Consider the following 25,255-nt stretch of genomic DNA (forward strand, 5'->3'; position numbering starts at 1 on the left):
TAAAGTTCGTTAACGTCCGGCGCATTTTGCCCCGCGACGTGAGGCATTTATGCCGCGATGTCCGGCATTTTACCGGTTTTGGACCCCAAACTGGCCCGTTTGGCCGATTCGGCCGTTAACCAGTCCTAATTATTTCCGCACCCGCTGCCCGGCGAGGTCCACCAGGCCGCGCAGGAAGTCGACGAATTCGATGCCCTCGGCTTTCAGCGCCTTGGGGTAGAGCGAGGACTTGGTCAGCCCGGGCAGCGTGTTGGTCTCGAGATAGACGAGGCCCTTGTCCGAGACGATGAAGTCCGACCGGGAATAGCCGGCGCAGGACATCGCGCGATGCGCCAGCATCGCCTGCGCCTGCAGCGCCGCGGTGATCTCGGGTGCGAAACGGCCGGGGCAAATCTCCTGGGTCGACTTCAGGAGATATTTTGCGGCGTAATCGAAACTGCCCTCGCCCGGGATGATCTCGATCGGCGGCAGCGAGATGATCGAACCATCGGCGCGCTCCAGCACGCCGCAGGTCGCCTCGACGCCCGCGATGTAGGGCTCGATGACGTACTCTTCGTGCTTGGCCGCGTTGCGGACGGCCACGAGATCCTGCTTGGCGTTGACGAAGATCAGGCCATAGCTCGATCCGTCGCGCGCCGGCTTCGCGATCAGCCTTCCGTATTCGGCAAAAGCCTCGTCGATGTTCTCGAGCGCAACGTTTTCCGGCGGCGTCACACCGCCGAGCGCCGCAAACCGCTTGGCCGCGAACTTGTCGAAGGCCAGATGCGAGGAGGCCGAGCCCGAGCCGGTGAAGGGCACGCCCCGCGCCTCGCACATCACCTGCAATTCGCCGTTCTCGGCGCGTCCGCCATGCAGGCCGAGCACCAGCACCCGATCCTCGGCCTTGGCCTGGTCGAGCGCCTGCGCCAGCGGGATGCCGCGCGTGCCGGGGGCGAACTCGTCCTCGAAGGGGCGGGCATGTTCGAGCAGCTGCTTCGACTGGACGGTGTGTACCTTGTCTTCGACGTCCCACCACCACAGATCGGCCTCGGGCAATGCCTGATGCAGGGCCTGGGCCGAGGCGACCGAAACCAGGCGCTCGCGGTTGGAGCCGCCGAAGAGGATGGTGATGCGCATTCGCTGCCTCGTGCTTTGTCATTCCGGGATGGTGCGCAAGCACCAGACCCGGAATCTCGAGATTCCGGGTTGCGCTGCGCGCCCCCGGAATGACTGTTAGGGGGAAACCCCGATCCGCTTGATTTCCCAGTGTAGCTCAATTCCGGAACTTGCCTTCACGCGTTCGCGCACGGTCTCGCCCAGCGTCTCGATGTCGTGTGCGGTGGCATCGCCCGTGTTGATCAGGAAATTGCAGTGCATCTCGGAGACCTGCGCGCCGCCGACGCGCAAGCCGCGGCAGCCGGCGGCATCCACCAGCTTCCAGGCGGAATGGCCGGGCGGATTCTTGAAGGTCGAGCCGCCGGTCTTTTCGCGGATCGGCTGCGCGGTCTCGCGATGGGTCTGCACCTCCGCCATGCGCGCGCGGATCGCCTCACTATCCCTGATCTCGCCGCGAAAGCGCGCGGAGGTGAAGATGATGGAGGGATCGACGCCGCTGTTGCGGTAGACGAACTTCATGTCGGCGTTGGAGAAGGTGTGCTTGCTGCCGTCTCGCCCGACGCCGCGCGCCTCGATCAATACGTCCTTGGTCTCGCCGCCGTTGGCGCCGGCATTCATGCGCAACGCGCCGCCGATGGTGCCGGGGATACCGAAATAGAATTCGAGCCCGCCGACATTGGCGGATGCAGCCACTTCCGCCACGCGCTTGTCGAGCGTGGCTGCACCGGCAGTGACGATATCGCCGCTGGCGCTGGCCTCGCCAAAGCTGCGCGGCGCCAGGCGGATCACGACGCCCGCAATGCCGCCGTCGCGCACGATGAGGTTGGAGCCGACACCGACGACGTAGACGGGAACGTCGGGAGAAAGATACGCGAGGAAGTAAGCGAGATCGTCCTCATCCGCCGGCGTGAACAGCACCTGGGCAGGGCCGCCGACGCGAAACCAGGTGAGCTCGGCCAGCGACTGGTTGGCCAGCAGCCGCCCGCGCAGCTCCGGCATCGCGGCTTTGAGAGCGGGAGTGATGTCGGGGAAGGTCATGCGTGAACACTCACCTCGTGTGAGGGACGCAAGCTTTCTCCATTCGCTCCCCCCTTGTGGGGGAGGGGCAGGGAGGGGGGTAGCCCCAAGCGAGATCGGAGTTTGTGGCTACCCCTCTCCCCCGCCCTCCCCCACAAGGGGGGAGGGAGCGCAGTTTGCCGTGCGGCTGCCTGCAAGCCTCCCATCGGCATTCTCACCCCAGCGCCTTCAACTGATCCGGCAAGGCATATGCCCATTGCGTGATGTTGCCCGCTCCCAGACACACGACGAGATCGCCGCTCTTGGCGATGCCGTGGACGATATTGGCCAGCTCGCCGGCATTCGGCAGCGGGACCACCTCGCGATGGCCGTGGGCGCGCAGGCCCGTGACGAAATGATCGCGGTCGATGCCGTCGATCGGCGCTTCGCCGGCGGCATAGACGTCGGCGACAACGACCGCATCGGCATCGTTGAAACAGGTGCAGAATTCCTCGAACAGCGATTGCAGGCGGGTGTAGCGATGCGGCTGCACCACGGCGATGATCTTGCCGTCGGTGGATTCCCGCGCCGCCTTCAGCACCGCCGCGATCTCGACCGGATGGTGGCCGTAATCATCGATCACGGTGACGCCGTTCCATTCGCCGGTCTTGGTGAAGCGGCGCTTGACGCCGCCGAAGCCGGCGATCGCCTTGCGGATTGCTTCGTCGGACACGCCGAGCTCGCGCGCGACAGCAATCGCCGCCGTCGCGTTGGAGGCGTTGTGGCGGCCCGGCATCGGCAGCATCAAATCCGGAATCTCGTGCACGGCGCCGGTCTTGCGATCGCGGAACGCGACCTTGAATTTCGATCCGCCGCCCATCGGGGTCAGATCGACGAGCCGCGCATCGGCCTGCGGATTCTCGCCATAGGTGATGATGCGGCGATCCTCGATCTTGCCGACGAGGCTCTGCACAATGGGATGATCGATGCACATCACCGCAAAGCCGTAGAACGGCAGGTTCTCGACGAAATGACGGAACGCGTCCTGCACGGCCTCGAAGGTCTTGAAGTGATCGAGATGCTCGGGGTCGACATTGGTGACGATGGCGACATCGGTCGGCAGCTTCAGGAAGGTGCCGTCGCTCTCGTCGGCCTCCACCACCATCCAGTCGCCCGCGCCAAGGCGCGCGTTGGAGCCATAGGCGTTGATGATGCCGCCGTTGATCACGGTGGGATCGAGCCCGCCGGCATCGAGCAGCGTTGCGACCATCGTGGTCGTGGTGGTTTTGCCGTGGGTGCCGGCGATGGCGACGCAGCTCTTCAGCCGCATCAGCTCGGCGAGCATCTCGGCGCGGCGCACCACGGGAATGCGCCGTTCGCGCGCCGCCATCAGTTCCGGATTGTCGCGCTTGATCGCGGTGGACACGACCACGACCTCGGCGCCGTCGACATTCTCGGCCTTGTGGCCGACCGAGACTTTTGCGCCCTTCTTGCGGAGGCGGTCGAGATTGTAATTGTCGGAAGCGTCCGAGCCCTGCACGGCATAGCCGAGATTGACCAGCACCTCGGCGATCCCACTCATGCCGATCCCGCCGATCCCGACGAAGTGGATGGGTCCGATCTCGCGCGGCAGTCTCATGCTCTGTTCCCTGACCTCGCCGCCTTGCGGAGGCGGCATCTGGCGAAGGTCACGGCCAAATCAGCCGCGCGCCTTTCCTACTGGATGCCCCGCTTTAGAAGGCGAAGACAAGGGCTTTTTCGCGTCAGATTCCCGCGACTTTGACCACCAGATCGGCCAGTCGCTCGGCGGCGTCGAGCCGGCCGGCGCCGCGCGCGGCCTGCGCCATGGCGGCAAGGCGCGCAGGCTCGGCGGCGAAGGCGGAGATTTCGGAGGCCAGCCGGTCGGAAGTGAACTCGGTCTGCGGGATGCGGATCGCGCCGTCGACCTTGACCAGCACGCCGGCATTGGCGAACTGGTCCTGGTCGATCGAGCCCGGCAGCGGCACCAGGATCGAGGGCCGGCCGATCGCTGCGAGCTCGGCCACCGTGCCGGCGCCGGAGCGCGATACCACGAGATGGTTTGAAGCGAGCCGTGCCGGCAAATCGGTGAAGAACGGCGCCAGCTCCACCTTGATCTTGAGCTTGTCATAGACCGCGCGCACTCGTGCCATGTCCTCGTCCCGCACCTGCTGGGTCAGCATGAGCCGGCTCCACAGCGCAGGCTCGAGCCGCTCGATCGCACCAGGCACGATGTCGGCCATGATGCGCGCGCCCTGGCTGCCGCCGACGACGAGCAGCCGCAGCGGGCCGTTCACCTCGGGCGCAGCGTAAGGCACGGCAGCCGCGGCGAGCACCGCCGGGCGCATCGGCGTGCCGACCGTCGTGGTCTTGCCTGATAGCGCCGGATCGCGGTCGAGCACGCCGGGCAGCGACGTCGCGATCGCGCGTACGCGGCCCGAGAGGAACCGGTTGGCGCGGCCGAGCACCGCGTTGGCGTCGTGGATGATGCCGGGTACGCCGGCGAATTTGGCAGCGACCAGCGGCGGCAGCGTCGGATAACCGCCGAAGCCGACGACGGCGACCGGCTTCAAGCGCTTGATCAGGGCGTAGGCTGACAGCGTGCCGGCCGCGAGCGTGAGCCCGGCATAGGCGAGCTGGAGCGGATTGCGGCCCCGCGCGGTCTCGCTCGAAACAACGTCGATCATGTCCTTGCTGAACAGCCCGCTGTAACGTAGCGCGCGCTCATCCGTGACGAGGCGGACGCGAAAGCCGCGCCGGATCAGCTCGACGCCGAGTGCCTCGGCCGGAAACAGATGGCCGCCGGTGCCGCCCGCGGCGAGAAGAATCAGGGGGGAATTGTCCATGGTCGGGGAGTTTTACAGGGACTTTTTCGCCATTGCGAGCCGGCGACACGATGCTCGTGCCCGGGGCGCAGCGCAGCGCGTCGCTCTTGGCGACGTGGTGCGCTGCTGAACCGGGGGCCCATTGGTTGCGGTATTCCGGGTCCCGGCTCTGCGCTGCGCTTGTCCGGGACACGAGAGCAGCTACGCGTAACTCCGCATCGCGTCGGCATGGCCGCTGGCCTCGACCTCTGTGCGTGGGCGCAGCCGCGTCAGGGCCAGCATCATGCCGACGCCATAGGCGAGCGACACGATCGAGGAGCCGCCATAGGAGATGAACGGCAGCGTCATGCCCTTGGCGGGGATGAGCTGGAGGTTCACCGACATGTTGATCGCGGCCTGCACGCCGAACAGGATCGCAAGACCCGAGGCCGCAAAGCGCGAGAACATGTCCTCATTGGCATAGGCGCGCGACAGCGTGCGGATGACGACGAAGGCGAACAGCGTCAGCATCGCCAGGCACAGGATGATGCCGAACTCTTCGGCCGCGACCGCGAACACGAAGTCGGTGTGGCTGTCCGGCAGGCTGCGCTTGGCGATGCCCTCGCCCGGCCCGAGCCCGAACCAGCCGCCGTTGTAGAAGGCCTCCATGGCGGTATCGACCTGGAAGGTGTCGCCCGAGGCCGGGTTCATGAAGCGCTTGATGCGTCCGGCCACGTGAGGAACAAAGAGATAGGCGCTGAACAGGCCGGCCGCACCGAGACCCGCGAGGCCGAACACCCAGATCATGCGCATGCCCGCGATGAAGAACAGCGAGCCCCACACCATCAGGATCAGCATGGTCTGACCGAAGTCCGGCTCCATCACCAGCAGCGCGACCAGCATCATAAGCAGCACCAGCGCCATCGAGGTCGCCGGCATCTCCGGCCGCTTGGTCGACTCCGCGAACAGCCAGGCGGCGATCACGACAAAGGACGGCTTTGCAATTTCGGAGGCCTGGATGTTGACGCCGAGCAGCGTGATCCAGCGCCGCGAGCCCTTCACCTCCGGGCCGATCGCAAGCGTGAGCACGATCAGGATGATGCTCGCCGCGAAGATGATCAGCGCCGAGCGGCGGATTGCGCGCGGCGACAGGAAGGACACCCCGAGCAGCACCAGGCAGGACGGGAGCAGGAACAGCACGTGACGGCTGAAGAAGTGGAAGGGATCGAGCCCGATGCGGGTCGCAACCGGCGGACTTGCAGCCAGCGACAGGATCACCCCGGTCAGCATCAGCGCCAGGATGGCGCCCATCAGCGGCTTGTCGACGGTCCACCACCACTCGGAAAAGGGGGTGCGTTCTTCACGGGAGAGCATGGGCGGCCGCTTTCGGACAGAGGTCCGTCCATTGGTCGCCGAGGTTGGTTACCGCAGGGTTAAGGAAGTGGATGAAGTTGTGCACAGTCTCGTGCCCCGGACGCAGCGCAGCGCCCTTGCGGTGCGCTGCAGAGCCGGGGCCCAGCGGCTCCTGGGTCCCGGCTCTCCGGAGCGTCACTTCGTGCCGCACCGCGTTCGGGACACGAGAGGCCTACTCGTAATTGATCGTGACATCCCCCACGCGTTGGTCGCGTTTGTAAATCTGGACTGTCCCCGAAATGGACCCGATCCTGACGGCATGCTCGCTACTCCAGGCAACGAGAACGTCCTGATGCTCGAGTACGCTAAGAAAGGTCGGCGTGCTCTCGGGCGAGAACGTCCGGCCGCGCGCGATGATGCTGGCTTGCGTGCTGTCGGGCACCGTCGCTCCGCACGACTTCCAGACCACGACGACCAACTGGCTACCGCTTGGCGAGGCGAATGCGCGCTGGCGAACGATGCGGCATGCGCCGAATCTGCTCATGACATTGTCGACGATGACAACGAAGAAAAAACCCGCGGCGACCGGGACGGCGAGAGCAGCGACGACAATTCCGATCCAGCGTCGCCGCGACATCCTCACACCACCGGCTTCACGCCCGGCAGCGCCTGCACCAGCTCGCGGAACTTGGTGCCGCGGATCTCGAAATTGCGGTACTGGTCGAAGGAGGCGCAGGCCGGCGAGAGCAGAACCACGGCGTCGGTAAGGTCTGAGGCTTCCGCGTCGCGCGCGGCGTTCTCGACCGCGACGTCGAGGGTCTGGCTGATCTCGTGCGCCACTTGCGTGCCCAGCGTTCCCGAAAACTCCTGCGCGGCCTCGCCGATCAGATAGGCCTTGCGGATGCGCGGGAAATAGCCGGTCAGGCCAGTGATGCCACCGGCCTTGGGCTTGCCGCCGGCGATCCAGAAAATGTCGGCAAAGGACGACAGTGCGTGCGCCGTGGCATCCGCATTGGTGCCCTTGGAATCGTTGACGAACAGCACGTTGCCGCGGCGGCCGACCTGCTCCATGCGATGCGCAAGGCCTGGAAAGCTGCGCAGCCCGCTTTGCAGAACATCGAGGCTGATGCCCATCGCGAGCGCAGCAGCGGCGGCGCAGGCTGCGTTCTGCGCGTTGTGCTGGCCGCGCAGCGAGCCGATGCCGCCGAGCGCGGCGATTTCGCTGCGGGCGCCGCCCGCGGTGCGCACGATATTGCCGTGCTCGACATGGATGCCTGAGGCCAGCGGATTCTTGACGGAGATCCGCACCACGGTCTTGCCGGCGCGGTCGAGCCGGTCGGCGATGTCGCGGCAAAAGCCGTCATCAACGCCGACGATCGCGGTGCCGCCGGCTTGCACGCCGGCAACGAGGCGCTCCTTCACCGCAGCGTAGTGCGCGATGGTGCCGTGGCGATCGATGTGGTCCTCGCTGACATTAAGCAGGATGCCGACGGAGGGATCGAGCGAGGGCGTGAGGTCGATCTGGTAGGACGACATCTCGATGACGTGGACGCGGCCCATGCGCGGCGGCTCCAGCGACACGATCGCGGTGCCGATATTGCCGCCCATCTGGGTGTCGTAACCGGCGACCTTGGTCAGATGTGCGATCAGCGCCGTCGTGGTCGACTTGCCATTGGTGCCGGTGATCGCGACGAACGGCGCATCCGGCGCGTGGCGGCGCCGCTCGCGGCAGAACAGCTCGATGTCGCCGATCACCTCACAGCCCGCCTCGCGCGCCTTCAGCACGCTCCAGTGCGGCACTGGATGGGTCAGCGGCACGCCGGGCGCGAGCACCAGCGCGGTAAAATTCGCCCAGGACACGTTGCGCAGATCGGCAGTGATGAAGCCGGCCTGCGCGGCCTTGGCGACATTCTCGGCATTGTCGTCGGCGGCGATTACCTCGGCACCGCCGGCCTTCAAGGCGTGGCAGGAGGCAAGCCCCGAGCCGCCGAGGCCGAACACCGCGACCGTCTTGCCGGCGAAGGACGTGACGGGGATCATCGATCGATCACCGCAGCTTCAGCGTGGAGAGACCGGCCAGCGCCAGCATCACCGAGATGATCCAGAAGCGGATCACGATCTGCGGCTCGGTCCAGCCAAGCTGCTCGAAATGGTGATGGATCGGCGCCATCCGGAAGATGCGCTTGCCCGTGAGCTTGAACGACACCACCTGCACGATGACGGAGACCGCCTCCAGCACGAACAGGCCGCCGATCACCGCCAGCACGATCTCGTGCTTCACCGCGACCGCGATGGCGCCGAGCATGCCGCCGAGCGCGAGCGAGCCGGTGTCGCCCATGAAGATCGAGGCCGGCGGCGCGTTGAACCAGAGGAAGCCGAGGCCGGCGCCCAGCAGCGCGCCGCAGAGCACCGCGAGCTCGCCGGTGCCGGCGACATATTTGATCTGCAGATATTCGGCGAACACCGCGTTGCCGGCGAGATAGGCGATCATCGCAAAGCTCGCGGTCGCGATCATCACGGGAACGATGGCGAGGCCGTCGAGCCCGTCGGTGAGATTCACCGCGTTGCCGGAGCCGACGATGACGAAGGCGCCGAAGATGACGAAGAACCAGCCGAAGTGCAGCACGGTGTCCTTCAGGAACGGGATCGTCAGCGCGGTCGATGCGGGATCGCGGTTCAGCCGCACCAGCGCGTAGCAGGCCACCAGCGCGATCGCCGCCTCGATCAGCAGGCGAAGCTTGCTGCCGAACCCGGTCGTGGTCTGCTTGGTCACCTTGAGGTAGTCGTCATAGAAGCCGACGAAGCCGAAGCCGAGCGTCACCGCCAGCACGATCCAGACATAGGGGTTGAGCGGATTGGCCCACAGCACCGTGCCGACCGTGAGGCCGGACAGGATCATCAGCCCGCCCATGGTGGGCGTGCCCTTCTTGGCAAGATGCGATTGCGGACCGTCGGTCCGGATCGGCTGGCCCTTGCCCTGGCGGATGCGCAAATGATCGATGATCCAGGGCCCGAACAGGAACACGAACAGCGCGCCGGTGACGACGGCGCCGCCGGTGCGGAAGGTGATGTAGCGGAAGACGTTCAGGAAGGTGCGGACGGCACCGAAGCCCGGAAATGTGTTGGAGAGCTCGATCAGCCAGTAAAACATTCAGACGGTCCTATGGCGCCTTTGCGCACGCGGTCTTGGCCTTGATCTTCTTGAGCTTGGCCTCAACGTGCCTCACGCGCATTCGCTGGTCTTCATCATGGGTCGCGCGACCTCCGGGAAACCGGACGCTTCGCGGCGCAAAGGGTGGGATTCGGGAACAGCGCCTTCCAAGCAGTTTACGCCTTTGCCTGCAAGGCGGCCACCAGGCCCGGCACAAACTTGTTGACCCAGAACATCTTCTTGCTGCCCTTGACAACCACGACGTCGCCTGCCTTCAGCAGGTTCGCGACCTCACTCGGCTTCAAGGTGGCGGGATCGTCGTGCCAGCCGAGGCCCTTGCCGGCCGGGAGCACATCGTAGAGATGGCGCATCAGAGGGCCGACGCAGTAGATCCCGTCGATCCCGTCGAGATGCTTGGCAAGGCCGGTGTGATAGTCTGGTGCATCATCGCCCAGCTCCAGCATGTCACCGAGCACGGCAACGCGACGGCCGCCGGTCACATTGCGCGCCTGGAGGCTTTGCAGCGCAGCGGCGACGCTGGCCGGATTGCCGTTGAAACTGTCGTCGATCACGGTGATACCGCCGACCGCCTGCTCGACGCCGCGGCCGGTCATGATGCCGACCCGATCGAGCTTGATCGCCAGCGTCGCCGCATCGAGACTCGCGGCGCGGATGGCGGCGAGCGCGGCCAGCGCATTCTGCACGCGGTGCGGCGCGCCCGGCGTCAGGCTGAAGGCGATCTGCTTCTTGCCGATCATGGCCACGACCTGCCAGCTCTCGCCATGCGGCGCGTGCGTGACCTCGTGCACCTCGGCATGCTCGCCGAAGCGCACCACCTTGCCCTTCCATTCGGATGCCTTCAGCCCGGCCGGCAGCACCAGCACCCCGTCCTCGGGCAGGCCGAGCGCGATCGACACCTTCTCGCGGCGGATGGCTTCGAGCGAGCCGAGCTTTTCCAGATGCACGGGCTGGACGTTGACGACGAGTGCGACGGTCGGCTGCGTCAGTTCGCTGAGCCGCGCGATCTCGCCTTGCTGGTTCATGCCCATCTCGACAACCCAAAGGCTGGCATCTAGCCTGGCATTGCACAGCGTCAGCGGCACGCCCCAGAAATTGTTGAAGCTCGAGGGGCTTGCATAGGCGTTCGGATAGGCCGCCAGAAATTCCTTGGTGCTGGTCTTGCCCGCGCTGCCGGTGAGCCCGATCACAGGCCCGCGGAAGCGGGCGCGGGCGGCGCGCGCGAGGCCCCACAGGCCGTCGATCAGCGTGTCCTTGACGACGATCTGCGGAATGCGAATGCCCGCGATCTCGTGCGGCACGATCATCGCGACCGCGCCGGAAGCCTCGGCCTTGTCCGCGAACTCCCAGCCGTCGCGCGCGCTGGCGAAGGCCGAGACGAAGCCGCCGCTCGGTGTACCGCTCAGCGCGACGAACAGGCTGCCGGGCTTTACCAGCCGGCTGTCCTGGGTGACAAAGTGGATCGGCGTATCCGGAAATGATCCGGCAGCGCCCAGCGCGCGCGCGACTTCGGCAACCGTCCATATCGGCGCGCTCATGCAACCCTCGACGCTAATGCGGCGGCGACCGCCTCGTGATCACTGAAGGGAAAAACCTCTCCGCCGACGATCTGCCCGGTCTCGTGCCCCTTGCCGGCGACGAGCAGTGCATCGCCTTCCTGTAGTTCCTCGATCGCGGTTTGGATTGCCGCGGCACGGTCGCCGATCTCGCGGGCGCCCTTCGCCGTGGCGAGGATCGCGGCGCGGATGGCTTCCGGTTTCTCGCTGCGCGGATTATCGTCGGTGATGATGACGCCGTCGGCATTGCCGGCCGCGATCTCGCCCATGATCGGACGCTTGCCGGCATCGCGGTCACCGCCGGCGCCGAACACGACGACCAGCTTTCGTTTCGCATAGGGCCGCAGCGCCTGCAGCGCCTTGGCCAGCGCATCGGGCTTGTGCGCGTAGTCGACGAAGATCGGCGCGCCATTGCGCTCGCCGACGCGCTCGAGCCGGCCCTTGGCGCCTTCGAGATGCTCGAGACTCGCAAACACGTTGGCCGCATCGCTGCCGGTGCCGATCGCAAGGCCCGCCGACACCAGCGCGTTCTCGATCTGGAATTCGCCAACCAGCGGCAGCCGGACGGCGTGGCGCTTGCCGCGATGCTCGACCGTCAGCTTCTGCGAAAATCCTTCGACCTTGGCGTCGGTGAGACGAATGCCATCGCCTGCCCCGTCGCCGTTGCGGCCGACCGCGATCACGCGCAGGGCGCGTGCCTTCGCAGCATCGATCGCTTCCGCCGAGCAATCATGATCGGCCGAGATCACCGCCGGGCCGCCCGGAGCAACGAGTTCCCGGAATAGGCGGAGTTTCGCCGCAAGATAATGCGCGACAGTCGGATGATAATCCATGTGGTCGCGCGACAGATTGGTGAAGCCGCCGGCGGAGACGCGCACGCCGTCGAGCCGATACTGATCGAGCCCGTGCGAGGACGCTTCGAAGGCGAGGTGCGTCACGCCCTCGCGCGCGATCTCGTCGAGCTGCCGGTGCAGCGCAATCGGATCCGGCGTGGTCAGCGAGCCATAGACGGTGCGCTTGGGCGAGACGAGGCCGATGGTACCGATGCTGGCGGAGGCGTGCCCCAGCCGCTCCCAGATCTGGCGCGTAAACGCTGCGACCGAGGTCTTGCCGCTGGTGCCAGTCACCGCGGCGATGGTCGCGGGCTGCGACGGGAAGAATTTTGCCGCAGCCAGCGCCAGCGCGCGACGCGGATTGGCGACAGTGATGAACGGCACCTTGCAGGCAGCCGGCGCGTGGTCGCCGACGACAGCCACGGCGCCTGCGGCCACCGCGGCATCGATGAAGCGCGCACCGTCGGTCTTGCTGCCCGCGAGTGCGAAGAAGAGATCGCCGGCCTTGACCACGCGGCTGTCGAGCGCAAGGCCCGTCGCCTCGAGCGCCGCGATTGCGGGCTCGATCGCGGCATCATTGCCTAAGAGGTCGCGCAGCTTCATGGTCTTCCAGTCGCCGTACCGAAACCCGAATCTTGAGGGAAATCCCCGACTCAGCAGCGGCTACGGCCCACCCGATTGATTACTGGGTTGTCCTGGATGCTGCAAGAATAAGGCGCTCGGACGGCGGCAGGTCGAACCGCGGCTCGACACCCAGAAGCGGCGCGATCCGCTCGATCACCTTGCCGCCGGTCGGCACAGCGTTCCAGCCCGAGGTGATGAAGCCCTTGGTTTCGGGAATCGCCTGCGGCTCGTCCAGCATGATCAGGATCTGATATTTCGGATCGTCGCAGGGCATGATGGCCGTGAACGAGTTGAGCACGCGCTTCTTGGCATAGCGGCCGTTGATGACCTTTTCGGACGTGCCGGTCTTGCCGCCGACATAATAGCCCTTGACGTCAGCGGTCTTGGCGGTGCCGATTTCGGCATTGAGCCGCATCAGGAACCGCATCTTGTCGCTGGTCTCCGTCTTGATCACGCGCTTGGCCATCGCCGCAGCTTCGGATTCGCTGCGCTTCATGAAGGTCGGCGGAATCAGATAGCCGCCGTTCACCAGCGCGTTGATGCCCATCACCGCCTGCAGCGGCGCCACCGACATGCCCTGGCCGAACGCGATGGTGACCGTGTTCAGCTCACCCCATCGGCGCGGGATCAGCGGAGCCGCGCTCTCCGGAAGTTCCGTGCGCAGCCGCGTCAGCTGGCCCATCTTGGCAAGGAACGCCTTGTGAGCCTCGACCCCCTGGCCGAGCGCGATCCGCGCGGCGCCGATGTTGGACGAGTAGGTGAACACTTCCTTGGTGTTGATGAAGCGTCCGAGCGGATGACTGTCGTGGATGGTGAACTTGCCGTAGTGCAGGTTTCCGCGGGCATCCCACGACGTGTTCAAATTGATCTTTCCGGAATCGAGCGCCATCGCCAGCGTGAACGCCTTGAAAGTCGAGCCCATCTCGTAGACGCCGGTGGTCAGGCGGTTGATGCGATCCGGATCGTGCGCTTCCTTCGGATTGTTTGGATCGAAGTCCGGAAGCGAGACCATCGCCACGATCTCGCCGGTCTTGACGTTGGAGACGATGCCGGAGGCCGCCTTGGTGTGGAACTTCTCCTTGGCCTTCAAGAGCTCGTCCCGCAGCGCGTGCTCGACGCGCAGATCGATCGAGAGCTCGATCGGCTTTTGCAGCCGGTCGGTGGCAAAGCCCGCGCGATGGAGATCGGCGAGACCCTGGTTGTCGAGCCACTTCTCCATGCCGGCGATGCCCTGGTTGTCGATGTTGACGAGACCGATGAGGTGGGCGACCTCGTTGCCGGTCGGGTAGACGCGCTTGTTCTCGCGCAGGAAGCCGATGCCGGGAATGCCGAGCTTGTGGATCGCCTGCTGCTGCTTCGCCGTGACCTCGCGTTTGAGCCAGACGAAGCCCTTGCGCGTCCTCAGGCGCTCGCGCACCTCGGCCTCGTCGAGGTCGGGCACGGTCGCCGTGAGAAGCTCGATCGCCTCGTCCTTGTCGATGATGCGGCGCGGCTCGCCGAACAGGCTCGCCGCCTTGACGTCGGTCGCAAGAATGGCACCGTTGCGGTCGACGATGTCGGGGCGTGCGGTCGCCACCACCTCCTGCGCCGCGGCGCGGCGTGCGCCATGGGCATCGGCGCCGATCGCGAACATCACGAGCCGCCCGCCGATCAGGGCGTAGACCGAGGCGAAGGCGAGCATGGCAAGACCAACGCGCGCGCGTGCCTTCGCGGCGCGGTCGACATTGCGCCCGTAGAGCAGGCTGCGGATCAGCCGCTGGCGCCAGGGTTCCGTCGGTTTGGCCGGAATCGCACCGCTCATTGCTTGTCCTCGGGCTGAGGCACGGAGCCCGTCACATTGTCAGGATCGCTCGCGGCTTCGATGGTGTTGAGCATGGCGCCGATCGGATCGGGCTCGCCCGGCCTGAACATCCGCGGCGGACGCTCCGGCAGGTTCTTGAGCTGATCATATTGCGTGCCGTTGACCGGCTTGAGCTGCAGATGCCGGTCGGACAGGCCTTGCAGCCGATGGGGCGCATCGAGCTTGGCCCATTCGGATCGCAGCGAAGCGATCGCGTCGCGCTGCTCGCGGATCTCCGCATGAAGCCGCAGCACTTTCTCGGTGCGCGCAGTGGAATCCATCTTGATCCGGTAGACATAGGCCGCCGCGAAGATCAGCGCGCCGATGACGAAGAGGTGGATGATGCGCATGCGCTAGCCGCCCCTCATCACGTCGGAGAGTTTTGGCCAGGACGATGGTTCGCCATCCTGATGCGCGGGCGCCGAGGTGCGCTCGGCGGCGCGGAGCTTTGCGGAGCGCGCGCGCGGGTTATGCGCGACTTCGTCCTCACCGGCGATTACGGGCCGCCGCGTCAGGAGCTGGAAGCTCGGCGGAACCTGCGCCACCTCCGGCAAATGCCGCGAGCCGCCGCCAGTCTTGGAACGCTCGGAGAGGAAATTCTTGACGATGCGATCTTCCAGCGAATGGAAGGAGACCACGACGAGGCGCCCGCCCGGCTTGAGCACGCGCTCGGCCGCAGCGAGCGCGGTCTGAAGTTCCTCGAGCTCTTCGTTGACGAAGATGCGCAGGGCCTGGAACGTCCGCGTCGCCGGATGAATGTCGCCGGGCTTGGAGCGCACCACCCTGCCGATGAGGTCGGCGAGCGCGCGCGTGGTCGTGAACGGCGTCTCCTGCCGGTCCGCGACGATGGCGCGGGCGACGCGGCGCGAATGCCGCTCCTCGCCGAGGAGATAGATGATGTCGGCGAGATCGCCTTCCGAGGCGCGGGCGACGACGTCCGCCGCGGTCGGCCCCGCCTGCCCCATCCGCATGTCGAGCGGACCTTCGAGCCGGAACGAGAAACCGCGACCGGCCTGGTCGAGCTGCATCGAGGACACGCCGACGTCCATCACGACGCCGTCCACGGCGTCCACGCCTTGCGCGGCGCAGACCTCGGCAAGATTGGAGAATCGGTCCTCGACCAGCGTCAACCGGCCCGCGGAGCGCTCGACCAGTTCGGCGCCGCCGGCGATGGCGGTGCTGTCGCGGTCAATGGCAATGAGCCGGGTTCCCGGCACGTCGAGGATGGCGCGGCTATAGCCGCCGGCGCCGAAGGTGGCATCGACATAGATACCGCCATCGCGCGGGGCGAGGTGGGCGATGGCCTCACGGCCAAGAACGGGAATGTGCGGAGCCGGGCTCATGCGCCAGACCTGCTGGAGGCCCAGCCTGACGTCCAAGCGAGATTGGGGACGAACAAGCCCATGACGCCTCGAATGACTCCGTATCGCGGCGGTTCCACGACCGCACCGTCCAGCATGGTTACCGCGCCCAGTCGTCCCGGGCTGCAAACCCAGTGTTCCCAGCGGAATTTGTCGGGCAGCCATGGGATTTCGAGCCAAAATACGCTTTGGCCGCCTCCGGACGCGGGTCGGCTCTTCATCCCTCAGTAACGGCCCTTAGCGTTAAGAAAGCGTTGCTCGGCTGGTGACAAGTCGAAAAGCTGATGCGGCGGTGATGCTTCATCCACACACTTGCGCCAAAATGCATCCGTTAACCGCGCTGCGCGATTGCGCGGGGTGGAGGGTAAAGGAATAGTAAAGAGAAGGGCTTGGCCCACTCTCCGTCCCACCTTGGTTTGCCTATGCCGCCGTCCGGTTCGTCCACACCGTCTGGATCTGATTCGAAGCGTCAACGCGTTCTCCCGGTTCCCAAGGCCGCGGCGAGCATGAGGGCGTTCGAGCCGGATTCCTCGATCGTGTCCGACATCATCCCCTCGCCGAACTATGGCGAGCGCAGCAAGGCACGGCAGCCCGATATGATCGTGCTGCACTATACCGGCATGCCCGATGTCGAGGGCGCGCTGGCGCGGCTGTGCACGGCCGGGACCGACGTCTCGGCGCATTACGTCGTGCTGGAGGACGGTCGCATCGTGCAATGCGTGCCCGAAACCAGGCGCGCGTGGCACGCCGGCGTCTCGTCCTGGGCCGGCGAGGACGACATCAACTCGTGCTCGATCGGCATCGAGATCATCAATCGCGGCCATGACTGGGGCTATCCGGAATATCCGCTGCGCCAGATCGCCGCCGTGATCGCGCTGTGCCGCGGCATCATGCTCCGCCGCAAGGTGCCGGCCCACCGGGTACTCGGCCATTCCGACGTCGCGCCCGCGCGCAAGAAAGACCCCGGTGAAAAATTTCCGTGGCACTCGCTGGCCAATTCCGGCGTCGGTCACTGGGTGACGCCGGCCCCGGTCGTACGCGGCGAGACTCTGATGCTGGGCACCATCAGCGACGAGGTGCTGAGCCTGCAGCAAGCGCTCGCCAGATACGGCTACGGCGTGCCGCTGACCGGCAAATACGACGCCGCGACCATGGAAGTCGTCACCGCCTTCCAGCGCCACTTCCGCCCGGCGCGGCTGGACGGTGTCGCGGATCATTCGACGCTGTCGACATTGCAGGCCCTGCTGGCGAGCCTGCCGGCAGAGGGGACGACCGTCGCGTCGAAGTGACGGGCTAGTTATTCATCTCCCTCACCCGCCGCGCATAGAGCCGCCGCAACGGCTCGAGCTGTGTCGCCGCAGTCGCGGCCCGATACGCCTCGCATGCTTCATCCTTGCGCCCCATTCGCCGCAACAGATCCGCGCGCACTGCGGGCAACAGCTCATAGCCGCGGAGCCCGCCTCGGGCGCTGATCGCATCGACGAGATCGAGCGCACGTGCCGGCCCATCGACCATCGATACGGCGGCAGCGTGGTTGAGCTCGATCACCGGAGAGGGAGAGATGCGCAGCAGCACCTCGTAGAGCCCGGCGATCTGCCGCCAGTCGGTCTGCTCGAAGCTCGGCGCGCGGGCATGCAGCGCGGCGATCGCGGCCTGCACAGCATAAGGCTGCGGCCGTCCGGGCACGCGCAGCGCATCCTCGACCAGGCCCAGGCCCTCCTCGATCTGCGCGCGATCCCACAGCATGCGGTCCTGCTCCTCGAGCAGCACGATATCGCCGGCCGCGGTCTCGCGTCCGGCGCGGCGCGCATCGTGCAGCAACATCAGGGCCAGCAGGCCCTTGATGCCGCCGCGATCCGGCATCAGCCGATCGAGCAAGCGGCCGAGCCGGATGGCTTCGGCCGCAAGATCAGGCCGCATCAGATCCGCGCCAGCGGTCGCGACATAGCCCTCGGTGAAGACGAGATAGATCACGGCGAGCACGCCATCGAGCCGCGGCGCCAGCGCCTCGCGCTCGGGCACCTCGTAGGGGATGCCGGCGAGCCTGATCTTCTGCTTGGCGCGGACGAGCCGCTGCGCCATCGCCTCCTCGCCCACGAGAAAGGCGCGCGCGACCTGCGTGGTCGACAGCCCGCAGACGGTGCGCAGCGTCAACGCGACCTGAACTTCCGGTGCGAAGGCCGGATGGCAACAGGTGAAGATCAGCCGCAGCATGTCGTCGTCGAGCGTTGTCGCCGGCTCGTCGACCGTTTGTGCGCTGAGCTCGATCTCGTGCAGGAGCGCCTGCTGCTTGCCGCGGAAGACAGCCTGGCGCCTGACACGATCGATCGCCTTGTGCCTGGCGACATTGACCAGCCAGGCGCGCGGATTGTCGGGGACCTCGCACGCCACCCAGCGTTCCAGCGCGACGGCAAAAGCATCCTGAAGCGCGTCCTCGGCGAGATCGAAATCGCCGACGAGGCGGATCAGCGTGGCCAGCGCCCGCCCCGCCTCGTCGCGGAAGATTTTGTCGATCTCGCCTGGGGTCATGCGGCGACGCGCGGCCAGGCCGTCACTTGTCGTAGACCCAGATCGGCCGCACCTCGATCGAACCGACGCGCGCGCTCGGAATCCGCGCAGCGATCTCGATCGCGGCGTCGAGATCCTTGGCCTCGATCAGATAGTAGCCGCCGAGCTGCTCGCGGGTCTCCGCAAACGGTCCATCGGTCGTCAGCATCTTGCCGTCGCGCACCCGCACCGTCGTCGCGGTCGTGGTCGGTCGCAGCCGATCGCCGGCCTTGAAATTGCCGTTCCGGATGATGGATTGCGTGAAGGCTTCATACTCCGCCGACATCTTCTGGCTGGTTCCGGTGTCAATCTTCGCGTACTCGGCCTCGTTCTGGTAGATCATCAGCAGATATTGCATCGCTTCACTCCTGTTGTTCGGCTGTGTCGCCGACATCCAGTCGAACGGGGCACGCAGCAAACGACATCTTCAGGATAAATTATTTCGGGCGGATCGTGGGCCGCGATATCGGCTTGACGAAACCGTCACAAATGCCCCATGCGTTGTCAGTCAGTCGGCCGGACGGCCGCTCCGGCAGGTGCCGAAAGGCCGCCGGGGAGGAAAGTCCGGGCTCCCTTGACATACGGTGCCGGATAACATCCGGCGGGGGCGACCCCAGGGAAAGTGCCACAGAGAACGAACCGCCCGCCTTCGCCCCTACGGGGCTTTGGCGCGGCAAGCCCTCGGGCCTGCCGCGTCGTAGCAGCGAACGCTGCGTAGACGGGTAAGGGTGAAAAGGTGCGGTAAGAGCGCACCGCGGGTCCGGCAACGGAGCCGGCATGGCAAACCCCACCGGGAGCAAAACCGAATAGGGACGGCGTAGCGGGCTGTTCGCGCAAGCGATAACGCCGCGGGGCGATGTCAGGCCCGCCGTCCGGGTAGGTTGCTCGAGGCCATGTGCAAACATGGCCCCAGAGGAATGGCCGTCACGTATCGTTCGCGCAAGCGGACGATGCCTTACAGAACCCGGCTTACAGGCCGGCTGATATTCTAAAGCGTTTTCGAGCGAAGTGGGTTTCCGGTTCGCGTGAAGAAAACGCGTCTTGCTACGAAGCAACGAGGGGTTCGATGCTGACCGCATCGAACCCCTCACCATTTTCAGGAACGCCTTAACGTCGCCGCACCTCAGGCCGCGCGCGTGTCCGCTTTTACCAGCACCGGCGCGAGCTCATCGGCTTCACGCCGCTGCTTGCTCACTTCAAATCCGTGCATGCCGATCTGCCATTGCAGCCCGACGATGGCACCCTTGGTCGGCTGCAGCAACGCGAGCGAGGCGAACAGCGTCACCGGCAACCACACCACGAGTTGCAGCCAGACCGCCGGCGCATAGGCGGTCTCGACTGCGAGGATCGCGGGGACCACGAGATGGCCGACCACGACGATCACGAGATAGGCGGGGAAGTCATCGGCGCGCTGGTGGAACAGCTCCTCGCCGCAATGATCACAGCTATGGGCGACCTTCAGGAAGCGGCCGAACAAATGTCCTTCGCCGCAGTTCGGGCATTTGCCACGACAACCGCGCCACATCGCCTTCGCCAGAGAGACTGAATCGGCCGCCATGACCACACCTCTTCCTTTTAGACGATCCATACAATAATCTTTTGTATCCATACATTCAAAGAATATGGACCTAAATTGCATGGATTGGACCCCGACAATCTCGGAGCTATCAGGGCCGCGCTACCAGCGCATCGTCGAGGCCATGGAGGCCGACATCGCCGCCGGCCGGCTCGTGCGTGGCCAGCAACTGCCGACGCAGCGCGCGCTTGCAAAGGCGCTCGACCTCGACCTCACCACGGTGACGCGCGCCTACACCGAGGCGCGGCGTCGCGGAATCATGGAGGCGCGGGTCGGACAGGGCTCGTTCGTGTCGGAGACCAGCGCGCGCCGCGCGGTCGACCTGCCGCATCCCGTCGCGATCGATCTTTCGATGAACGTGCCGCCGCATCCGCTGGAGGCGCAGCTCGACGAGCGCATCATCGCCGGGATGGAAGCGATCCGCGCGCAATCGGGCCTGACGGCGTATCTCAACTATCAGCCGCCTGGCGGCAGCGCGCATGAGCGCGAGGTCGCCGCGCGCTGGATGCGCGCACGGGTGCCGCACGCGCATGCCGACAGGCTCGTAGTCTTTCCGGGCACGCAAACGATCCTCTTCAACCTGCTCGCCCATCTGGCGCGGCCCGGCGACATCGTGCTGACGGAGGCGCTGACATTCCCCGGCATCAAGGCCGCAGCAGCGCGGCTCGGCATCAAGCTCGTCGGCATCGCCATGGATGACGGCGGCATCCTGCCCGATGCGCTGGCAAAGGCCTGCCGCGCGCACAAGCCGAAGGCCGTCTATCTCATCCCGACCCTGCACAATCCGACCACCGCGACGCTTGTCCCCGAGCGGCGCGGCGCGATCGCAAAGATCATCCGCGATACCGGCACGATCCTGATCGAGGACGACGCCTACGGCCTGCTCGACCGCTCGGCATCGCCGATCGCCAATCTCATTCCGGAGCGGACTTATCTTGCGACCACGCTGTCAAAATGCATCGCGCCGGCGCTCCGCGTTGCCTATCTGGTGACGCCCGACAGCGAGGCGCAGCGGGAGATGCGGACGTATTTGCAGGCGACCGTGCAGATGCCGGCGCCGCTGATGGTCGCGCTGGTGACGCATTGGATCGAAAGTGGCATTGCCGATCGCATCATCGCGGCCATCCGCAGCGAGGCGGTCGGCCGTCAACAGCTCGCGCAGCGCGCATTGAAAGGCTTCCAGCTCCTGGCCAAGCCCGCGGCGCATCATCTGTGGCTGCGGCTGCCTGAGGACCGGCCCGATGTCGCGGCGCATCTGTTGCGGAACGGACTTGCGGTCGTCGCCGGCGATGCCTTCACGGTCGATGGGACACCGCCGCATGCGGCGCGCGTCTCGCTGGGCGCGGCACGGAACAGGTCTGAACTAACGGAAGCGCTGCGCATCCTGGTCGGCGCGCTGCAGAAGCCTGCCGACACCAGACAGATCGTCTAGATCATCGACGATGACGGCGATGGCCGGAGCGCACGACCGGTGCCCCAGGCGACGGATAGGCCTGCAAAGCATATGCATCGCTGGGCGCGCCCCGCTGACCGAGAGCCGCCCGCGCCGCAGGCGTGAGCTGGCCGCCATTCAGCACGTCGCGGTCGGGATGAGCGGCCTGATAGGCCGCAGGCTCTGAAAGCTGCGCCTGGGCCATTGTCGGCATCAAGGCGGCCGCCAACAGCGCGGCTGCAGCGGCGATTTCAGTGCGGGTCATGGTCATTCTCCATCGTCGCTTTCGGGGCCGTCCGATCCGAGCTCAGATGGCGGCGGCGGGCCCCGATTTGAAGTACGACCGTCATGTAGGCGTGTCTTTCGCGAACGCCCGGCGTCGCAGATCACGCTTGCGTGCAGGGCGGATTGACTTGCACAGCAGCAAGCATGCTATGCGGGCGACGGCGATCAACAGTTCGGGATCGCCCCGGCGACGAGGACATTCTGTTGGAAACGCTCACCTACGCGCTGCTGTTGCTCGGCGCATTGGCCGGCGGCTTCGTCTCGGGCCTGGCCGGGTTCGGCACGGCACTGATGGCGCTCGGCATCTGGCTCTACGTGCTGCCGCCCTCGCTCGCGGTGCCCCTGGTGCTGATCTGCTCGGTGATCGCGCAAACCTCGACGCTGCCCTCGATGTGGAAGAGCTTCGATCTCTCGCTGGTCTGGCCGTTCCTGATCGGCGGTCTGATCGGCGTCCCGCTCGGCACCATGCTGATCGCCTCCGCCGATCCAAAAGTGTTCAAGCTGAGCGTCGGCATTTTGATTCTGGTCTTCTCGAGCGCGCTCTATCTGAACAAGAGGCCGCTCGCTATCAAGTTCGGCGGCCGCCTCGCCGACGGCGCGATCGGCTTTGCCGGCGGTATTCTTGGCGGCCTCGCCGGGTTGTCCGGGCCACTGCCGATCCTCTGGGCCAACATCCGCGGCTGGAACAAGCATGAGCGGCGCGGCATCTTCCAGCTCTTCAATTTCACGGTTCTCGCGACAGCACTGGTGCTGCAGACCGCATCGGGCCTCGTCGAGCTCAAGGTGATCTGGCTGGCGCTGGTCGCGTTTCCCGGCACTTTGATCGGCGCCTGGGCCGGCGCGCGCGTCTATCACGCCCTCAACGACAAGCATTTTGGCGACGTCGTGCTCGGCCTGCTGTTCCTGTCGGGCCTGACCCTCGTCTGGAACAGTCTCGGCGCACTCTAATTCTGCGTCTTCCTGGCAAGCGCCATGCCGCCGGCGACACCGACGCCGAGGACGTAGACCCAGCCCGGCGTGAAGTCGAACAAATGCGTGTTGAGCAGCGAGGTCAGCATGTTCTGCACCACGACCAGTAGGCCGATCCAGCAGGCCAGCCCCGCGCCGCGAAACAGCGAGAGATGCGCAAACCAGAGCGCGTAGAGGATCAGGACACCGACGACGCCCCACTGCACGGCTACGCTGAGGGTCTGATTGTGCGGGTTGCTGACGACCTCGCCGCGCAGCGGATCGATCTTCGCATCGGCGGCCACGCTTGCGAACAGGCCGCGGATCGAGCCGGTGCCATGGCCGACCAGCGGCGCATCGGCGATGAAGCGAAGGGACTTCCGCCAGTATTCCAGACGTGAACCCATGCCGCTGACCTGACGATCCTGCACGCTCGTCTCATAATCGGCCTGAAACTTCGCAACCGTCATGCGCAGATGCGGCGACACGCCAAAGAGCAGCACGGCCAGCAGCCCCATCGCGCCCGCGGCAAGCAGCGCCGCACGCAGGCGCAGATACAGCAGAGCGAACAGCACTACCAGGATCGGCAGCGTCACCAGCGCCGTGCGCGAGACCACGACAAAGATCATGTTGGCGAGGAATCCGATCGCGAGCACCGCGAACAGCGCCGCGGTGGCGGCGCGGCGTTGTCGCAGCAGCGACACGATCGGATAGACCAGCGCGAGCGCACAGAGCGCGAATTCCTGGCTCTGGTCGATATAGTTGCGCACTGCGATCCCGCTTTCGGCCCTGAAAGGCCCACGCGACAGATAGAGCTTCAGCGAGAGTGCGGGGTCGAAGGCGACGGCGAAGGAATAGAGCATCAAGGCCGCGCAGGACGTCAGGAAGGCAGAGAACACCCAATGGCCGTAGGGCCAGCGCTCGAACTGGTAGATCAGGAGCGGAATGACCAGCAGCTTCGCCGCCGGCCCGATCGCGTGGATTCGCTCCGGCCATAACGCATCCGACCAGAGCGTTCCGACGGCGGCGAGCGCGACCAGCGCGATCGGCAGCAGGCAGATCGGGCGAAGCAGCGAACGTGGAAACGCGCGAAGATCGACGAATGCGAACGCGATCAGCCAGGGTATGAGCGCGAAGATCAGCCCGGTCGTGGTCCACGGCAGCAGCAGCGCGATCAGCGCAACGAAGCGGGCTGGCGTGCGATAGCGCGCCGCCCAGATCGCGGAGAGCCATGACGCCGCCCGCGGCTCGTTGGTCACTCCGGTCATTGGCCCTTCTGCAGCCCACCATCCTCAACCGCCCGGCAAGTTAGCCGGAGCAGCCGGGATGGAACAAGCCACCGTTACGCAGGCTCGCGGGCGAGAGGCACAATGGGTTCGGCGCTCGCCTGCTCTGGGGCCTTCTCCTTCGGCGCCGGAGTCAGGCGCTTCCTGAACTCGCGGCGCAGCAACCACAGGCTCAAGCCCGCCTGCAACATTGTCGCCGCGACCGACAAATACCAGACGTACTCCATGCGAAAGCCCGGCCGCGTCGACAGCCAGATCGCCGGCAGCGAGTAGGTGAAGACGCGCGTCGCCGAGCTCAAGAGCACCGGCCTGGTGTTGCCAAGGGCCTGGAACATGCTCGAGCAGGTGAAGATCAGCCCCTGTGCGACCATGTTGAGCGAGATGATCCGCAGGAACAGGTAGGCGATGTCCATGGTCTCGCGGTCGTTCGAGAATCCGGCGAGCAGCAGCTCCGGCTTCACTTGCGCAAGGATCATGAAGCCGGTCATCGCGATCGTGACGATCAAGGCGGCCTTGACGAAAGTTTCCCGCACGCGCGCAGCGTTGGCTGCGCCGACATTCTGGCCGGCGATCGGCCCGGCCGCCAGCCCGACCGCAAGCGCCGGCATGTTGATCAGGCCGAGCACGCGCTGCCCGATGCCGAAGCCGGCCTGCGCCGCCGCGCCGAAATCGCGCAGCACGTAATAGACCACCGCCATGAAGATGAACATCATCGCGAACTCGCCGCCGGCCGGCAGGCCAACATTGAGAATGCGCTTCAAATGGTGCGGCTGCGGGCGCCATTGCGCCGGATTGAAAGCGACATAGCGCTCGACCTTGCGGAAATACGCCAGCAGCACCAGCACGCCGATGGCGACCGCGATCGAGCTCGCCAGCCCCGCACCGGCGACCCCGAGCGCATGACCGGTGCCCCAGCCCGTGATCAGGACCGGCGCCAGCGCGATATTGATGGCCACGGCAAACGCCTGCACCAGCATGGTGGGACGCACGATACCGGTCGCGCGCAGCGCAGCCCCCATGACTTGGGTCGCGAACTGCAGCGCGAGCGCCGGCATGAACCACAGCAGATAAGTGGTCCCGGCCTCGATCGTGGCCTGGTCCGCTGCGATCGAACGCATGTAGGCGCGCGACAGCGCGGCACCTGCGAGCAGGGTCGACAGTCCGAACAGCACCGACAGCACGATCGCCTGGTTGAAGATCAGGTTCGCATCCGGCCGGTCCTTGCGTCCCACGGCATGCGCGATCAGTGCCCCCGCGCCGACACCGAGCACCTGCATCAGCCCGTTGACGAGAAAGCCAGCATTGCCGGCCGCGGCGACGCCCGCCACGGCGGCATCGCCCAGGCCCGACACGAAGTACAGATCGACCAGTTGGCAGATCATGATCGAGATCATGCCGGCCATGATCGGAGGTGCCATGGCCAGGATGTGTCTCACGATGGAGCCGTTCGTCAGGTCTTTCATCTCATTCCATCCTTGACGCATTCCTTGACGCATTCCTTGACGCATTCCTTGACGAATTCCTTGGCGGCG

General features: G+C 65.9%; 22 protein-coding genes and 1 other RNA gene. 4 read left to right on the plus strand and 19 right to left on the minus strand.

Features of this window, described 5'->3' with window-relative positions:
* Positions 1 to 129 precede the first annotated feature (129 nt).
* The 13 genes from GGD66_RS10180 to rsmH form a co-directional block, all read right to left on the minus strand.
* Complete coding sequence (locus GGD66_RS10180; protein WP_183257564.1) at positions 130 to 1,116, minus strand: D-alanine--D-alanine ligase; 987 nt, start codon at positions 1,114 to 1,116, stop codon at positions 130 to 132.
* A 96-nt stretch (positions 1,117 to 1,212) separates the two neighbouring features.
* Entirely contained in the window at positions 1,213 to 2,133 is a 921-nt protein-coding gene (murB, locus tag GGD66_RS10185) for a UDP-N-acetylmuramate dehydrogenase (RefSeq protein ID WP_183257565.1), read from the minus strand.
* Positions 2,134 to 2,326: 193 nt separating this feature from the next.
* Positions 2,327 to 3,730 (minus strand): UDP-N-acetylmuramate--L-alanine ligase, encoded by a 1,404-nt coding sequence (murC, locus tag GGD66_RS10190; protein ID WP_183257566.1) that lies wholly within the window; start codon positions 3,728 to 3,730, stop codon positions 2,327 to 2,329.
* A 124-nt stretch (positions 3,731 to 3,854) separates the two neighbouring features.
* Positions 3,855 to 4,955 (minus strand): undecaprenyldiphospho-muramoylpentapeptide beta-N-acetylglucosaminyltransferase, encoded by a 1,101-nt coding sequence (gene murG / locus GGD66_RS10195; RefSeq protein ID WP_183235119.1) that lies wholly within the window; start codon positions 4,953 to 4,955, stop codon positions 3,855 to 3,857.
* A 180-nt stretch (positions 4,956 to 5,135) separates the two neighbouring features.
* Positions 5,136 to 6,287: a putative lipid II flippase FtsW gene (gene ftsW, locus GGD66_RS10200; protein WP_018318676.1), complete on the minus strand. Its 1,152-nt coding sequence runs from the start codon at positions 6,285 to 6,287 to the stop codon at positions 5,136 to 5,138.
* Positions 6,288 to 6,498: 211 nt separating this feature from the next.
* Positions 6,499 to 6,903, minus strand: coding sequence for a hypothetical protein (locus tag GGD66_RS10205; RefSeq protein WP_183257567.1), 405 nt, complete (start codon positions 6,901 to 6,903; stop codon positions 6,499 to 6,501).
* A gap of 2 nt (positions 6,904 to 6,905) precedes the next feature.
* The gene (murD, locus tag GGD66_RS10210) at positions 6,906 to 8,306 is read right to left on the minus strand and encodes a UDP-N-acetylmuramoyl-L-alanine--D-glutamate ligase (protein WP_183230667.1); all 1,401 of its coding nucleotides are present in this window, start codon (positions 8,304 to 8,306) and stop codon (positions 6,906 to 6,908) included.
* Positions 8,307 to 8,313: 7 nt separating this feature from the next.
* Positions 8,314 to 9,417, minus strand: coding sequence for a phospho-N-acetylmuramoyl-pentapeptide-transferase (mraY, locus tag GGD66_RS10215; RefSeq protein WP_018318673.1), 1,104 nt, complete (start codon positions 9,415 to 9,417; stop codon positions 8,314 to 8,316).
* Between the two features lie 176 nt (positions 9,418 to 9,593).
* Positions 9,594 to 10,973 (minus strand): UDP-N-acetylmuramoyl-tripeptide--D-alanyl-D-alanine ligase, encoded by a 1,380-nt coding sequence (gene murF / locus GGD66_RS10220; protein WP_183257568.1) that lies wholly within the window; start codon positions 10,971 to 10,973, stop codon positions 9,594 to 9,596.
* On the minus strand, positions 10,970 to 12,427 hold the full coding sequence (locus GGD66_RS10225) for a UDP-N-acetylmuramoyl-L-alanyl-D-glutamate--2,6-diaminopimelate ligase (RefSeq protein ID WP_183257569.1): 1,458 nt from the start codon (positions 12,425 to 12,427) through the stop codon (positions 10,970 to 10,972). Before GGD66_RS10225 ends, murF begins: the two co-directional genes overlap by 4 nt.
* A 79-nt stretch (positions 12,428 to 12,506) precedes the next feature.
* Positions 12,507 to 14,249: a penicillin-binding protein 2 gene (locus GGD66_RS10230; RefSeq protein ID WP_092253471.1), complete on the minus strand. Its 1,743-nt coding sequence runs from the start codon at positions 14,247 to 14,249 to the stop codon at positions 12,507 to 12,509.
* Complete coding sequence (locus GGD66_RS10235) at positions 14,246 to 14,638, minus strand: hypothetical protein (RefSeq protein WP_183257570.1); 393 nt, start codon at positions 14,636 to 14,638, stop codon at positions 14,246 to 14,248. The genes GGD66_RS10230 and GGD66_RS10235 overlap by 4 nt, the downstream gene beginning before the upstream one ends.
* A gap of 3 nt (positions 14,639 to 14,641) precedes the next feature.
* Positions 14,642 to 15,631, minus strand: a complete 990-nt coding sequence (gene rsmH, locus GGD66_RS10240) for a 16S rRNA (cytosine(1402)-N(4))-methyltransferase RsmH (protein ID WP_183257571.1) — start codon at positions 15,629 to 15,631, stop codon at positions 14,642 to 14,644.
* A gap of 524 nt (positions 15,632 to 16,155) precedes the next feature.
* On the opposite strand from rsmH, the gene GGD66_RS10245 reads away from it, so the two are divergent.
* Positions 16,156 to 16,938: an N-acetylmuramoyl-L-alanine amidase gene (locus tag GGD66_RS10245; protein WP_092253477.1), complete on the plus strand. Its 783-nt coding sequence runs from the start codon at positions 16,156 to 16,158 to the stop codon at positions 16,936 to 16,938.
* 4 nt (positions 16,939 to 16,942) lie between these two features.
* Here the strand turns inward: GGD66_RS10245 and GGD66_RS10250 are convergent, their stop codons facing one another.
* Together GGD66_RS10250 and GGD66_RS10255 are read right to left on the minus strand one after the other, a co-directional pair.
* Positions 16,943 to 18,178 carry an RNA polymerase sigma factor gene (locus tag GGD66_RS10250; protein WP_183257572.1) on the minus strand — a complete coding sequence of 412 codons (1,236 nt, stop codon included), beginning with the start codon at positions 18,176 to 18,178 and terminating at the stop codon, positions 16,943 to 16,945.
* 22 nt (positions 18,179 to 18,200) lie between these two features.
* Positions 18,201 to 18,554: a YciI family protein gene (locus tag GGD66_RS10255; RefSeq protein WP_026202052.1), complete on the minus strand. Its 354-nt coding sequence runs from the start codon at positions 18,552 to 18,554 to the stop codon at positions 18,201 to 18,203.
* Positions 18,555 to 18,704: 150 nt separating this feature from the next.
* On the opposite strand from GGD66_RS10255, the gene rnpB reads away from it, so the two are divergent.
* Positions 18,705 to 19,184: RNase P RNA component class A (gene rnpB, locus GGD66_RS10260), an RNA gene on the plus strand.
* Between the two features lie 135 nt (positions 19,185 to 19,319).
* On the opposite strand, the gene GGD66_RS10265 is transcribed toward rnpB, so the two are convergent.
* Positions 19,320 to 19,784: a DUF983 domain-containing protein gene (locus tag GGD66_RS10265; RefSeq protein ID WP_183257573.1), complete on the minus strand. Its 465-nt coding sequence runs from the start codon at positions 19,782 to 19,784 to the stop codon at positions 19,320 to 19,322.
* A 49-nt stretch (positions 19,785 to 19,833) separates the two neighbouring features.
* Between GGD66_RS10265 and GGD66_RS10270 the strand changes: the two genes are divergently transcribed.
* Positions 19,834 to 21,204: a PLP-dependent aminotransferase family protein gene (locus GGD66_RS10270; RefSeq protein ID WP_183257574.1), complete on the plus strand. Its 1,371-nt coding sequence runs from the start codon at positions 19,834 to 19,836 to the stop codon at positions 21,202 to 21,204.
* A 1-nt stretch (position 21,205) separates the two neighbouring features.
* Here the strand turns inward: GGD66_RS10270 and GGD66_RS10275 are convergent, their stop codons facing one another.
* Positions 21,206 to 21,469, minus strand: a complete 264-nt coding sequence (locus GGD66_RS10275; protein ID WP_049814900.1) for a hypothetical protein — start codon at positions 21,467 to 21,469, stop codon at positions 21,206 to 21,208.
* Between the two features lie 224 nt (positions 21,470 to 21,693).
* Between GGD66_RS10275 and GGD66_RS10280 the strand changes: the two genes are divergently transcribed.
* On the plus strand, positions 21,694 to 22,437 hold the full coding sequence (locus tag GGD66_RS10280; RefSeq protein ID WP_179736387.1) for a sulfite exporter TauE/SafE family protein: 744 nt from the start codon (positions 21,694 to 21,696) through the stop codon (positions 22,435 to 22,437).
* Here the strand turns inward: GGD66_RS10280 and GGD66_RS10285 are convergent.
* Together GGD66_RS10285 and GGD66_RS10290 are read right to left on the minus strand one after the other, a co-directional pair.
* Entirely contained in the window at positions 22,434 to 23,705 is a 1,272-nt protein-coding gene (locus GGD66_RS10285) for an O-antigen ligase (protein ID WP_183257575.1), read from the minus strand. The genes GGD66_RS10280 and GGD66_RS10285 overlap by 4 nt on opposite strands.
* Positions 23,706 to 23,779: 74 nt before the next feature.
* Positions 23,780 to 25,186: an MATE family efflux transporter gene (locus GGD66_RS10290; protein WP_183257576.1), complete on the minus strand. Its 1,407-nt coding sequence runs from the start codon at positions 25,184 to 25,186 to the stop codon at positions 23,780 to 23,782.
* Positions 25,187 to 25,255: the final 69 nt, after the last annotated feature.

It is taken from the genome of Bradyrhizobium sp. CIR48 (assembly GCF_014198315.1).
In the GTDB taxonomy this organism is placed as follows: domain Bacteria; phylum Pseudomonadota; class Alphaproteobacteria; order Rhizobiales; family Xanthobacteraceae; genus Bradyrhizobium.